Source organism: Streptomyces sp. DI166, assembly GCF_900091315.1.
In the GTDB taxonomy this organism is placed as follows: domain Bacteria; phylum Actinomycetota; class Actinomycetes; order Streptomycetales; family Streptomycetaceae; genus Streptomyces; species Streptomyces fuscus.
Genome location: NZ_FLSP01000034.1, coordinates 24,462 through 39,470, shown reverse-complemented (window position 1 = coordinate 39,470; position 15,009 = coordinate 24,462). Strand labels below are relative to the sequence as shown.

Annotated in this window: 1 protein-coding gene; it reads right to left on the bottom strand. The window is 74.2% G+C overall.

Translation table 11 applies throughout. The annotated features are described in order from the left end of the window. Positions 1-36: 36 nt before the first annotated feature. A complete protein-coding gene (locus GA0115233_RS18450; RefSeq protein ID WP_093721344.1) occupies positions 37-14,961 on the bottom strand; it encodes a type I polyketide synthase in 14,925 nt (4,974 codons plus the stop codon). Positions 14,962-15,009: the final 48 nt, after the last annotated feature.

Here is a 15,009-nt window from a genome sequence, read left to right as displayed (position 1 = left end):
TGGTCGGGGTGGGCCGGGGTGACACCAGGTGGTACCTCACTCGGCCCCGAACTGCTTGTCGATGAAGTCGAACAGGTCGTCGTCGCTGGCCGACTCCAGGCGCTCCTCGACCGCCAGGACCGGTTCCGCCGCCGGGTCGCCCACGGCCGCGGAGACGGGTCCGTCCAGGCGGGTCAGGAGGCCGCGCAGCCGCCCGGCGAGCGTGCTGCGGACCGACTCGTCGCCCGCGATCTCCTCCAGCACGCCCTCCAGGAGGTCGAGTTGGGCGAGCACCGGCTGGACGGAGGCGGCGGCGCCGGGCGCCGTCTCCTCCCGCAAGTGCCGGGCGAGACCGAGAGGGGTCGGGTAGTCGAACAGCAGGGTGGCGGGCAGCCGCAGCCCCGTGGCGGCGGTGAGCCGGTTGCGCAGTTCGACGGCGGTCAGCGAGTCGAATCCCATCTCCAGGAAGCCCCGTTCGGCGTCCACCGCGTCGGAGTCGGCGTAGCCGAGCACCGCGGCGGCGTGGTCGCGGACGAGGTCGGCGAGGAGACCGAGCCGGGCCTCCGCGTCCAGGCCGGCCAGCCGCTCCCGCAGCCGCTCCGCCGTTCCGGCACCCTCGGCGGCGGGCGCGCTGCCGGTGCCGCGGCCGGGCGCGGGCCGGACGAGGGACCGCAGCAGCGCCGGGACGTCTCCGTCGGGAGTGCGCAGTCCCGCCGTGTCGAAGCGGGCCGGGACCAGCACGGCCCGGTCCGTGGCGACGGCCGCGTCGAACAGTTCCAGGGCCTGCTCGGACGGCATCGGTACGACCCCGCCGCGCGCCATGCGCCGCAGGTCCGCCCCGTCGAGCTTGCCGGTCATCGCCGAGCGTTCCTCCCACAGACCCCACGCCAGGGACTGGGCGGGCAGGCCCTGCGCGCGGCGCTGCCGGGCGAGGGCGTCCAGGAAGGCGTTGGCCGCCGCGTAGTTGCCCTGTCCGGCGCCGCCGAAGACCCCGGCGAGCGAGGAGTACAGCACGAAGGCCCGCAGTTCACGGCCCCGGGTGAGGTCGTGCAGGTGCAGGGCGCCGGTCACCTTCGCGGCGAGCACCGTGTCCAGGTGCTCCTGGGTGAGGGAGCCGATGACGCCGTCAGCGAGGACTCCGGCGGTGTGGACGACCGCGGTCAGCGGACGCTCGGCCGGGATGGTGGCGAGCAGCGCGGCCAGGGCGTCCCGGTCGGCGGTGTCGCAGGCGACGAGGTCGGCTCGGGCGCCGAGTGCGGACAGGTCGTCGACGAGTTCCCGGGCGCCGGGCGCGTCGGGCCCGCGCCGGCCGACGAGCAGCAGGTTGCGGGCGCCGTGCCGGGTGACCAGGTGCCGGGCGAGCAGGCCGCCGAGCGCGCCGGTCGCGCCGGTGACCAGGACGGTGCCGTCGGGGTCGAGCAGGGTGCCCGTACCGTCGTCGGCGCCGCCGGTCAGTGCCGTCGTACGGACCAGCCGGGGCACCCGCGCCTCGCCCTTGCGCACCGCGAGCTGGGGTTCGTCGAAGCCCGGCGCGGCGGTGAGGGCGGCGTGGGACTCCTGGGCGCCGTCCCAGTCGACGAGCACGAACCGGCCCGGGTTCTCGGACTGGGCGGTGCGCACCAGGCCCCAGACGGCGGCGGCGACGGGGTCGGGCGCGTGGTCGCCGTCGTGCACGGTCATGGCGCGCCGGGTGACGAGCACCAGCCGGGTGGCGTGGAAGGTGTCGTCGGCGAGCCAGTCCTGGAGCAGCCGCAGCACGTGCCCGGTGGTGCGGGAGAGCGCCACGGGGTCCGTCCAGTCGGCACTCTCGCCGACGGCCGCCAGCACGGTCGCGGGCGCCGGGGTGTCCCCGGCGGCCACGGCAGCGGCCAGGGCGGCCGGGTCGGCGTGGCGGACGGCGGTGATGCCGGTGGCGCTCAGTGCCGCGTCCAGGGCCTCGTCGTCGCCGAGCACCGCCCAGGCGCCGGTGATACGGGCCGGGGCGGCGGCCGGGGTCACCCAGTCCACCTCGTGCAGGTGGCGGGCGGCACGCCGGTCCCCGAGCCGGCTCGCGTCGGGCAGCGGGCGCAGCGTCAGCGCGCCGACGGTGGCGACGGCCCGGCCGTCGGGCGTGGTGGCGTGCAGGGTCACCGTGTCGGGGCCGGTCCGGGTGAGCCGGACCCGCAGCGCGTCGGCGCCGCGCGTGTGCAGCCGTACGCCGGTCCAGCTGAACGGCATCACGGCGCTGTCGGCGGCCGGGGTGAGGCCGACGGTCTGCACGGCGGCGTCGAGGAGCGCCGGGTGCAGCCCGTAGCGGACGGCGTCGGCGGCGACCTCGGCGGGCGGCGCGATCTCCGCGTAGACGGTGTCACCGTCCCTCCAGGCGGCCGTCAGGCCCTGGAACGCCGGGCCGTAGGCGAAGCCGCCCCCGGCGAAGCGGTCGTAAAGGCCGTTCACGGCGACGGGTTCGGCGCCCTGCGGCGGCCAGTCCGTGAGCGGCGCCCGCTCGTCCGCGGCGGGCTCGGAGGTGAGGCGGCCGACGGCGTGCCGGGTCCACGGTTCGTCGTCGGTGGCGTCGTCGGGCCGGGTGTGCACGCTGACCTCCCGGCCGCCGTCCTCACCGGGCGCGCCGACGGTGACCTGGACGTGGACGGCGCCCTGTTCGGGCAGGGCGAGCGGTGCCTCCAGGGTGAGTTCGTCGACGGCCGGGCAGCCGACCCGCTCCGCGGCGAGCAGCGCCAGCTCCAGGAACGCGGTGCCGGGCAGTACGGGTGTGCCGGAGACGGCGTGGTCGGCGAGCCAGGGGTGCGTGGTCAGCGACAGGCGCCCGGTGAGGAGGTAGCCGTCGCCGCCCGCGAGCGCGGTACCGGCCGCGAGCAGCGGGTGGTCGCCCGCGGCGAGTCCGGCGGCGGCGAGGTCGGCGGTCACCGGCTCGGCGTCGAGCCAGTAGCGGGACCGCTGGAAGGCGTACGTCGGCAGCTCGGCCCGGCGGACCGGGCGGCCGGCGAAGTACGCGGCCCAGTCGGGCCCGGCGCCGTGGACGTGCAGGGTGGCCAGCGCCGTGGTGAGCGCGGTGTCCTCGGGCCGGTCTCGGCGCAGCAGCGGGGTGACGACGGCCGCGTCCGGGTCGGTGAGGCAGTCGCGGGTCATGGCGCTGAGCACACCGTCGGGGCCCAACTCGACGTAGGCGGTGACCCCTTGGCGTTCCAGCGTGGTGACCACGTCGGCGAAGCGGACGGCTTCGCGCACGTGCCGCACCCAGTAGTCGGCGCCCTCCAGCTCACCGGGCGCGGCGACCTCACCGGTGAGGTCGCAGACGATCTGCACGGCAGGGGCGCTGTAGTCGAGGTCGCGGATCTCGGCGGCGAAGGGTGCCCGCATGGGCTCCATGCGCGGCGAGTGGAAGGCGTGGGAGACGGTGAGCCGCTTGGTGCGCACCCCGGCCTCCCGCCAGGCCTCGGCGAGTTCCTCCACGGCCTCCTCGTCGCCCGAGACCACCACGGACGTGGGCCCGTTGACGGCGGCGACGGCGACCCGCTCCTCATACGTGCGCAGCACCTCGGTGACCTCGGCCTCGCCCGCCTGTACGGCCAGCATGGCGCCGCCGTCGGGCAGTTGCCCCATGAGGCGGCCGCGCGCGGCGACCAGCCGACAGGCGTCGGCGAGGCCGAGCACACCGGCGACATGGGCAGCGGCGATCTCCCCGATGGAGTGCCCGACGACCACGTCCGGCCGCAGCCCCCAGTGTTCCAGCAGCCTGAACTGGGCCACTTCCAGGGCGAACAGACCGGCCTGGGTGTAGTCGGTACGGTCCAGCAGCGCGGCCTCGGGGGAGCCTGCGGCAGCGAACAGCACGCTCTTCAGCGGGTGTTGCAGCTCCCGGTCGAGTTCGGCGCAGACCGCGTCGACGGCGTCCGCGAACACCGGCTGGGCGGCGTACAGTTCGCGGCCCATGCCGGGACGCTGACTGCCCTGCCCGCTGAACAGGAAGGCGGTACGACCGTCCCGCCGCCGCACCCCGCGGAGCACGCCGGGCGCCTCACGGCCCTCGGCGAGTGCCCTGAGCGCGTCGAGGAGTTCGTCCCGCCCGCGGCCGACGAGAGCCGCCCGCCGGTCGAACGCGGCGCGCCCGACGGCCAGCGTGTGGGCGATGTCGAGGTCGCTCGCGTCGTCCCGCCGCTCGGGGTCCTCCAGATGGGCGAGCAGCCGGGCCGCCTGGGCGTGCAGGGCGTCGGTGGTGCGCCCGGACAGCACCCAGGGGACCACCTCGCCGGAGGCGGCGGGGACGGGCGCCCCCTCCGGCGAGACGGAGTCTTCGACCCCGGCGGGCGGTTCCTGAAGGATCACATGGGCGTTGGTCCCGCTGATGCCGAACGCGGACACCCCCGCCCGGCGCGGCCGTTCACCGCCGCCGGGCCACTCCACCGGCTCGGTCAGCAGCGTCACGGCACCCGCGTCCCAGTCGATGCCGGTGGACGGCCGCTCCGCGTGCAGGGTGCGCGGCAGCAGACCGTGCCGCAGGGCCAGGACCATCTTGATGACCCCGCCGACCCCGGCGGCGGCCTGGGTGTGACCGATATTGGACTTCAGCGCGCCGATCCGCAGCGGCCGGTCCGCGGGCCGGTCCTGACCGTACGTCGCCATCAGGGCCTGCGCCTCGATGGGGTCGCCGAGCCGGGTACCGGTGCCGTGCGTCTCCACTGCGTCCACGTCGGCCGGACCGATCCCCGCCGACGCCAGCGCCTGCCGGATGACCCGCTGCTGGGCGGGCCCGCTCGGCGCGGTCAGTCCGTTGCTCGCGCCGTCCTGGTTGACGGCGGACCCGGCGAGGACGGCCAGCACGGGGTGCCCGTTGCGGCGGGCGTCGGACAGCCGCTCCAGCAGCACCATGCCGACGCCCTCGGCCCAGCCGGCCCCGTCGGCATCCTCGGAGAACGCCTTGCAGCGCCCGTCCGCGGACAGCGCCCGCTGCCTGCTGAACTCGATGAACGTGTCCAGCGAGGAAATCACGGTGACCCCGCCCGCCAGCGCCATGGAGCACTCACCGGACCGCAGCGCCTGGGCGGCCATGTGCAGCGCCACCAGCGACGACGAGCACGCCGTGTCGACGGTGACCGCGGGCCCCTCCAGACCGAAGGTGTACGAGATCCGCCCGGAGGCCACACTCCCCGCGCTGCCCGTGGCGAGGTACCCCTCGAAGTCCTTGGGCGCGTGCTGCACCCGCGACCCGTAGTCGTGGTAGTTCGACCCGACGAACACGCCGGTACGGCTGCCGCGCACCGCGCCCGGATCGATCCCGCCCCGCTCGAACGCCTCCCAGGACGCCTCCAGCAGCAGCCGCTGCTGAGGGTCGACGGCCAGCGCCTCGCGCGGGCTCATCCCGAAGAACTCGGGGTCGAAGTGGTGGGCGTCGTACAGGAATCCGCCGCCGCGGGCGTAGAACGTGCCGGGCCGGTCCGGGTCGGGGTCGAAGGCGCCCTCCAGGTCCCAGCCCCGGTCGTCGGGGAAGGCGGACACGGCGTCACCACCGCGCACCAGCAGCCGCCACAGGTCCTCGGGGCTGTGGGCGCCGCCCGGGTAGCGGCAGCTCATCGAGACGATGACCACGGGGTCGTCGTCGGCCGCTGCCACCGCGGCGGGCGCCGCCTCCCGGACCGCCGGCACGGCGCCGAAGAGGTCCTGGTGGAGCCGGTCGGCGAGCGCGGTCGCGGTCGGGTGGTCGAAGACGAGGGTCACCGGCAGCCGCAGCCCCGTGGTCTCGGCGATGGTGTTGCGCAGGGCGACCGCGGTGAGCGAGTCGAACCCGAGGTCGCGGAAGGCCCGCTCCTCGTCGATCTCCTCGGGCCCGGAGTACCCGAGCGCCCCTGCCGCCAACGCCCGCACAAGGGTGAGCAGTTCACGCCTCTGCTCGTCGTACGGCAGACCGGCGAGGCGGGCGACGACGGCGTTGCCCTCCCCCTCCGTCGTGGTGCGCCGCGCGTCCTCCGCCGCGCGCACCTCGGGCAGCTCGGCGATGACCCGGGCGGGCCGGTCGGCGTGCGCGTAGGCGTACGTCTCCCAGCGGACGTCGGCCACGGCGAGGACGGGTTCGGCGCCGAGGACGGCCTGTTCGAGGGCGGTCAGCGCCGACTCGGGGTCCATGGCGGGCATCCCGGAACGGGCCAGCCGCTCCCCCGTCTCCCCTGCGGCCAGACCACCGCCGCCCCACGCCCCCCAGGCGACGGACGTCGCGGGCAGCCCGTCGGCGTGCCGGACCCGGGCGAGCGCGTCGAGGAAGGCGTTGGCCGCCGCGTAACTGCCCTGGCCGGGCCCGCCGAGGGTACCGGCGAGCGACGAGAACAGCACGAACGCGGACAGGCCGAGGTCCCGGGTCAGCTCGTGCAGGTTCAGAGCGGCGGCGGTCTTGGGCCGGAGCACCGTCTCGGCCCGCTCGGGCGTCAGCCCGTCCAGCACCCCGTCGTCGAGGACCCCGGCGGCGTGCACAACCGCCGTGAGCGGCCGGTCCCCGGGTACGGCCGCCAGCAGCGCGGCCAGTTGGTCCCGGTCGGCCACGTCGCAGGCCGCGACGGTGACCCGGGCCCCGAGTCCGGTCAGCTCCGCCTCCAGCTCGGCGGCGCCAGGAGCCTCCGCTCCCCTGCGGGAGACGAGCAGCAGATGCCCGGCACCATTGCCCGCCAGCCTCCTCGCCACCTGGGCGCCGACTCCGCCGGTGCCCCCGGTAACGAGCACCGTGCCCTCGGGCGCCCACGCCACGGGCGCGGTGTCGGGCCGCTCGGCCCGCACCAGCCGCCGTACGAACAGACCGGTGCCGCGCACGACCAGCTGGTCCTCGTCGGGCGTGGCCGTGAGGGCGGCCACGAGCCGGGTCCCGGCACGCTCGTCCAGCTCCTGCGGCAGATCGACGAGCCCGCCGAAGCGCTGCGGGTACTCCAGCGCCGCGATCCGGCCCAGACCCCAGACCTGCGCCTGCACAGGCGCGGTGAGCCGGTCGGCGCGGCCCGTGGACACGGCACCCCGGGTGCCGATCCACAGCGGCGCCGCGATCCCGGCGTCCCCGAGCGCCTGCAGCAGCGCCGTGGTCAGCGCGAGCCCGCCGGACAGCGCGCTGCCGTCGGCGTACGGCGTCTCGTCCAGCGCCAGTAGCGACAGCACCCCGGAGGGCGACGGAAGCCCGTCGGTCAGTGCGTCCGTGAGGAGGGCGGAGAGGCCGACGCGGTCCGCGTCAGCGGCAACACTGAGCGTCGTGACACGGGCGCCGTGCCGGGTGAGGGCGTCGGCGACGCCGACTTCGAACTCCGCGGGGATGGACTCCCCTTCGGGCACGACGAGCAGCCAGTCACCGTCCATGGCGACGGACCGCGACTCACCGCCCAGGGGCTTCCAGACGACCTTGTACCGCCAGTTGTCGACCGCGGAACGGGCGGCGGCGTCCTTGCGCCACCGCGAGAGAGCGGGCATCAACTCGGCCAGCGGTTCACGGTGTTCGAGTCGGAGTGCTTCGGCGAGGGATTCGAGATCCTCACGCTCGACCGCGTCCCAGAAGCGGGCGTCCACGGTGTCGGAGGCGGTTGCCACGACTGCCGGGGTGGTCTTCTCCAGCCAGTAGCGGCAGTGCTGGAAGGCGTACGTGGGCAGTTGGACCGTACGGCCGCCCTGTCCGGCGAGCACCTTCGTCCAGTCGACCGGGATGCCACGCACCCAGGCCTCGGCGAGTGAGGTGAGGAAGCGGGCGGTGCCGCCGTCGTCGCGGCGCAGGGTGCCCACCACCGTGGCGTCGGGGGCGGTCTCCTGCACCGGCATTCCCAGCACCGGGTGGGAGCTGACCTCTACGAAGGCGGAGTAGCCCTGCTCGGTGAGGTTTTGGATGGCGTCGGCGAAGCGGACGCGCTGGCGCAGGTTGCGGTACCAGTAGCCGCCGTCGAGGCGAGCGGTGTCGATCAGCTCGGCCTCGGTGGTGGAGAGGAAAGGAACGTCACCGGTTTGCGGCTGGACAGGAGCAAGAACCCGGGCAAGTTCGTCCTCAATGGCCTCTACGTGCCAGGTGTGCGAGGCGTAGTCCACCGGGATGCGACGCGCCCGGATATCGGCGCCCTCACAGTGCGCCATCAGCTCGTCGAGGGCATCCGCGTCGCCCGCAACGACCACGGACGACGGCCCATTGACGGCGGCGATGTCGACTCGGTCGCCCAGGAGTTCCTCTACCTGCTCCAGGGGCAGCGGTACGGACACCATGCCGCCCCGGCCCGCGATGGCCCGGATCGCCTTCGACCGCAACGCAACAACCCGCGCACCGTCCTCCAACGACAGACCACCCGCCACCACAGCAGCAGCAATCTCACCCTGCGAATGCCCGACCACCACAGACGGCCGCACACCGCACGCCCGCCAGACAGCCGCGAGGGACACCATCACAGCCCATGACACGGGCTGAACGACATCCACATCCGACAGCTCACGCCCGTCGCGCACGACTTCACTCAGCGACCACTCAACATACGGGGCCAGCGCCCGCTCACACGCCTCCATCGACTCCGCGAACACCGGCGAGGCATCCCACAACTCCCGCCCCATACCGGCCCACTGAGCCCCCTGACCCGGGAACACGAACACCACACGATCCGCACCCGGGACAACCGCACCCCGCACCACACCGGACGCCGACACCGCGCCCGACGCCAACTCGTCCAGTCGGGAGGCGATTTCATCCAGTCCGGCGCCGAGGGCGACCGCCCGGTTCTCGAAGGCGGTACGGGTGGCGGCCAGGGACCAGGCCACGTCCACGGGCCGCATGCCCTCGTCGGCCTCCGCCGCGAACTCGGCCAGCCGCCCCGCCTGCCCGGCAAGCCCCTCCCGGCCACGCCCGGACACCACCCACGGCACCACACCACCGGCCAAGAACACCGGCTCCGGCTCGGGCGCGGCCTCCGACTCCGGAGCTTCCGGCGCCTCCTCCAACACCACATGCGCGTTCGTTCCGCTCACGCCGAACGAGGACACACCGGCGCGGCGTGGACGCCCCTCGACCCGTGGCCACTCCACCGGCTCGGTGAGCAGGGAGACCGCGCCCGCGGACCAGTCGACGTGCGGGGTGGGCTCGTCGACGTGGAGGGTCTGCGGAAGCAGGCCGTGTTGCAGGGCGAGGACCATCTTGATCACGCCCGCGACACCGGAGGCGGCCTGGGCGTGGCCGATGTTGGACTTCACCGAGCCGAGCCAGAGCGGGTGTTCGGGGTCCCGTCCCTGGCCGTACGTGGCGAGGAGCGCCTGGGCCTCGATCGGGTCACCGAGGGTGGTGCCGGTGCCGTGTGCCTCGACCGCGTCCACGTCGGCCGGGGTGAGTCCGGCCTTGGTGAGGGCGGCGCGGATGACCTGCTGCTGCGCGGGACCGCTGGGGGCGCTCAGGCCGTTGCTGGCGCCGTCCTGGTTCAGTGCCGTGGCACGGATGACGGCGAGGACGGGGTGGCCGTTGCGGCGCGCGTCGGACAGGCGCTCCAGGAGGACCATGCCCGCGCCCTCGGCGAGGCCCATGCCGTCGGCGGCCTTGGCGAACGCCTTGGAGCGGCCGTCGCGGGCGATACCGCGGGTGCGGGCGAAGCCGATCAGCCCGATGGGTTCGACCATCACGGCGACACCGCCGGCGAGAGCCATGGAGCACTCGCCGGAGCGCAGCGACTCCACGGCCATGTGCAGGGCGACCAGGGAGGAGGAGCAGGCGGTGTCGATGGTGACGGCGCTGCCCGCGAGGCCGAGGGTGTAAGAGATACGGCCGGACAGCACGCTGGTGGCGCTGCCGGTGACGATGTGGCCCTCGACGCCCTCGGGCAGGTTGTCCAGGCCGCCGAAGCCCTGGTTGCCCGCGCCGACGTACACGCCGACGGGGGCGCCGTGCAGGTGCTCGGGGAGCAGCCCGGCGCGTTCGACGGCCTCCCAGGCGGTCTCCAGCAGCAGCCGCTGCTGCGGGTCCATGGCGACGGCCTCGCGCGGGGAGATCCCGAAGAAGGCGGGGTCGAAGTCGCCGGCGTCGTAGACGAAGCCGCCTTCGCGGGCGTAGCAGGTGCCCTCGCGGTCGGGGTCGGGGTCGTAGAGGGCGTCGAGGTCCCAGGCGCGGTCGTCGGGGAAGACGTCGATGACGTCACGGCCCTCGGCGAGGATCCGCCACAGCTCCTCGGGGCTGTTGGCGCCGCCGGGGTAGCGGCAGCTCATCGAGACGACGGCGATGGGATCGTCGTCGTCGACGGCGGCCACGGGTACGGATGCCGGGACGGGCAGGGTGTCGGTGGTGCCGAGGAGTTCCTCCCGGATGTGCCGGGCGAGGGCGGTGACCGTGGGCCGGTCGAAGATGACGGTGACGGGCAGCCGAAGTCCGGTGGCCGCGTTGAGCCGGTTGCGCAGTTCGACGGAGGTGAGGGAGTCGAAGCCCAGTTCGCGGAAGGCGCGGCCGGTCTCGACATCGTTCGGGCTGCTGTGTCCGAGGACGCCCGCGACCTGGCCGCGCACCAGGTCCAGTACGGCCTGTTCCTGGTCCTCGGCCGACAGGCCGCGCAGCCGGGCGAGCAGTCCGGCGCTCTGCGTGTCCGGGACGTCGTCGCGCAGTCGTTCCTGCTCGGCCCGCAGCAGTTCGGCGACCTCGGGCACCTCGGTGAGCAGGGGGCGGTGGCGGGCGGCGGTGAAGACGGGGACGAAGCGTTCCCAGTCGATGTCGGCGACGGCGATGAAGCACTCGTCGCGGTCGAGGACCTGCTGCATCGCGGCGACGGCGAGCTTGGGGTCCATGAACGGGATGCCGCGCCAGCGCAGTTGCTCCTGGACGACCTCCAGGCCCATGCCGCCGCCCTCGTCGCTCCAGATGCCCCAGGCGATGGAGGTTCCGGCCAGGCCGCGGGCACGGCGGTGCTCGGCGACGGCGTCGGCGTAGGCGTTGGCGGCGGCGTAGGCGCCGTGGTCGCCGCTGCCCCAGACTCCGGCGACGGAGGAGAACACGACGAACGCGTCGAGCCGGTCGTCGTCGAAGACCGCGTCGAGGTTGGCGACGCCCGAGTACTTGGCCTCGGCGCCGTCGGCGAACTCCTGGAGGGTCGTGGTGGCGAGCGGGATGAGGATGCCGACGCCCGCGGTGTGCACGACGGTACGGATGGGCGGTCCGTCGGCCTCGACGCGCGCGACGAGCGCGGCCAGGGCGTCCCGGTCGGCGATGTCGCAGGCGGCGATGGTGACGCGGGCCCCCAACTCACGCAGTTCCGCTTCGAGTTCGGCCGCTCCGGGCGCGTCGGGCCCCCTCCGGCTGAGCAGCACCAGGTGCTCGGTGCCGTTGCGGGCGAGCCAGCGGGCGGTGTGCCCGCCGAGGCCGCCGGTGCCGCCGGTGATCAGCGCCGTGCCGCGTGAGGTCCAGGTCCGCTCGGCGGGCGCGGAACCGGCGGGCGTACGGACGAGACGACGGCTGAGGACACCGGTACGGCGGACGGCGAGCTGGTCCTCGGCGTCGGCGTCGGCCTCCGACTCGGAGCCGGCCAGGATCGAGCAGAGCCGGGCGGCCGTACGGTCGTCGGGGGTCTCGGGCAGGTCGACGAGGCCGCCCCAGAACTCGGGGTGCTCCAGCGCGGCGACCCGGCCCATGCCCCAGGTGCCGTTCTGCACGGGGTTGCGCAGCGGGTCGGCCGTGCCGGTGGTGACGGCGCCGCTGGTGGCGAGCCACAGCGGGGAGCGCAGTCCGGTGTCGGCGCACGCCTGGATCAGCGCCAGCCCGGCGACCAGTCCGGCGGCCAGCCCCGGCTGCTCCAGGTACGGATGCTCGTCGAGGGCGAGGAAGGACAGGACGCCCTCGAAGGTGTCGGTGCCGCTGTGCCGGGCCGTCTCGGTCATCAGGGCGGCCAGCCGGTCGCGGTCCGTATCGGCGGCGTCGACGAACAGCGGCGCGGTCCGGGCACCCTGCTCGGCGAGCCCGTCCAGGCAGACGCGCACGAGGTCGGAGTCGGCGTGCAGAGCGGGCACGGCGACCAGCCAGGTGCCGGTGAGCGTCCCGACGGGGCGGTCGGCGGCCGGACGCCACGCGATCCGGTAGCGCCAGGAGTCGATGGTCGCGGTGGCCCGGCGCCCGCGACGCCAGGCTGACAGCACGGGCAGCGCCCGCTCCAGCGCCTCCTGCTCCTCCTCCCCGGCGGCATCGATCGTCCGAGACAGCGCCCCCAGGTCCTGCTCCTCGACGGCCGCCCAGAAGTCGGCGTCCACCGGGTCCTCGGCGGCAGCACCTGCGGTGAGGGCCTGGGGTGCGCTGGTGTCGAACCAGTAGGGGCGGTGCTGGAAGGCGTACGTGGGCAGTTCGACGGTACGGCCGCCCTGTCCGGCGAGCACCTTCGTCCAGTCGACCGGGATGCCGCGCACCCAGGCCTCGGCGAGGGAGGTGAGGAAGCGGGCGGTGCCGCCGTCGTCGCGGCGCAGGGTGCCTACGACCGTGGCGTCCGGGGCGGTCTCCTGCACCGGCATGCCGAGTACCGGGTGAGAGCTGACCTCTACGAAGGCGGAGTAGCCCTCGTCGACCAGGCCCTGGATGGCGTCGGCGAAGCGAACGCGCTGGCGCAGGTTGCGGTACCAGTAGCCGCCGTCGAGGCGAGCGGTGTCGATCAGCTCGGCCTCGGTGGTGGAGAAGAACGGAACCTCACCGGTCCGGGGCACAACCGGGCCCAGAACCCGGGCCAGTTCATTCTCGATGGCCTCCACGTGCCAGGTGTGCGACGCGTAATCCACCGGGATACGACGCGCCCGGATATCGGCGCCCTCGCAGTGCGCCATCAGCTCGTCGAGGGCGTCCGCGTCACCGGCAACGACCACGGACGACGGCCCATTGACGGCGGCGATGTCGACTCGGTCGCCCAGGAGTTCCTCTACCTGCTCCAGCGGAAGCGGTACGGACACCATGCCCCCGCGCCCCGCGATGGCCCGGATCGCCTTCGACCGCAACGCAACAACCCGCGCACCGTCCTCCAACGACAGACCACCCGCCACCACAGCAGCAGCAATCTCACCCTGCGAATGCCCGACCACGACCGACGGCCGCACACCGCACGCCTGCCAGACAGCCGCGAGGGACACCATCACAGCCCATGACACGGGCTGAACGACATCCACATCCGACAGCTCACGCCCGTCGCGCACGACATCACTCAGCGACCACTCAACATGCGGCGCCAGCGCCCGCTCGCACGCCTCCATCGACTCCGCGAACACCGGCGAGGCATCCCACAACTCCCGCCCCATACCGGCCCACTGAGCCCCCTGCCCCGGGAACACGAAGGCGACGCCGTCGGGTTCGGCGTCGAAGGAGCCGGTGACGACACCGGGGGCCGTACCGCCCTGGGCGGCCAAGGTGTGCAGGATGCCGCCGAGTTCGGTGTGCCCGGTGCCGAGGGCGACGGCCCGGTGCTCCAGGGCGGCGCGGGTGGCGGCCAGGGACCAGGCCACGTCCACGGGCCGTATGCCCTCGCCGGCCTCCGAGGCGAAGGCGGCCAGCCGCCCCGCCTGTCCGGCAAGCCCTTCCTGGCCCCGGCCCGACACCACCCACGGCACCACACCACCGGCCGCGAACACCGGCTCCGGCTCGGGCGCGGCCTCCGGCTCCGGAGCTTCCGGCGCCTCCTCCAGCACCACGTGGGCGTTCGTACCGCTGCCGCCGAAGGAGGAGACACCGGCGCGGCGCGGGCGGCTGGTCTCGGGCCAGGGCTGGTTGTCGGTGGGGAGCGCGACGGCTCCGGAGGACCAGTCGACGTGGGGGGTCGGTTCGTCCAGGTGGAGGAGTCTGGGCAGGACGCCGTGGCGCATGGCCATGACCATCTTGATGACGCCCGCGACTCCGGAACTCGCCTGGAGGTGCCCGATGTTGGCCTTCAGTGAGCCCATCCACAGGGGGTGGTCCGCGGGCCGGTCCCGGCCGTAGGTGGCGAGTACGGCCTGGGCCTCGATGGGGTCGCCGAGGGTGGTGCCGGTGCCGTGGGCCTCCAGGGCGTCCACCAGGTCGGGGGTGAGCCGGGCGTTGGCGAGGGCGGCGCGGATGACGCGTTCCTGGGAGGGGCCGTTGGGGGCGGTGAGGCCGTTGGAGGCGCCGTCCTGGTTGATGGCGGAGCCGCGGATCACGGCGAGGACGGGATGGCCGTTGCGGCGCGCGTCGGACAGGCGCTCCAGCAGCAGTACGCCGACGCCCTCACCCCAGCCGGTGCCGTCGGCGCCCGCGGCGAACGGCTTGCAGCGCCCGTCCGGCGCCAGTCCGCGCTGTCGGCTGAACTCGACGAAGTTGCGGGGCGTGGCCATGACGGTGGCGCCCGCGGCGAGGGCGAGTCGGCACTCGTCCTGGCGCAGGGCCTGCACGGCGAGGTGCAGCGCCACCAGGGACGAGGAGCACATGGTGTCGACGGTGACGGCGGGCCCCTCAAGGCCGAGGGTGTAGGCGATGCGCCCGGAGAGCACGGCACCGGCGCCGCCCGTCAGCATGTGGCCCTCGACCCGGTCGCGGGCCTGCGCGGCGGCGGCCCCGTACCCCTGGTCGCTGCTGCCGACGAAGACCCCGGCCTGCTCGCCGCGCAGCGTGCCCGGGTCGATGCCGGCCCGCTCCAGCGCCTCCCAGGACGTCTCCAGCAGCAGCCGCTGCTGGGGGTCCATCGTGGTGGCCTCGCGCGGCGAGATACCGAAGAACGCGGGGTCGAAGTCGGCGGCGTCGTACAGGAAGGCCCCGGAGCGGGTGTAGGTGGTGCCTTGGTGCTCGGGGTCGGGGTGGTACAGGTTCTCCAGGTCCCAGCCTCGGCCGGCGGGCAGCTCCGAGACGGTGTCGACGCCCTCGACGAGCAGCTCCCAGAAGTCCTCGGGGGTGTGGGCGCTCCCGGGGAAGCGGCAGCTCATCGAGACGATGGCGATGGGCTCCTGCTGGCGGGACTCCACTTCCTGGAGGCGCCGGCGGGTCTGCCGCAGGTCGGTCGTGACCAGCTTGAGGTAGTCGCGGAGTTTGTCCTCGTTAGCCATTGGCGTCATCAGTCCCTAGAGCAGGCCCGAAGGCTTGGAGTCACCCGT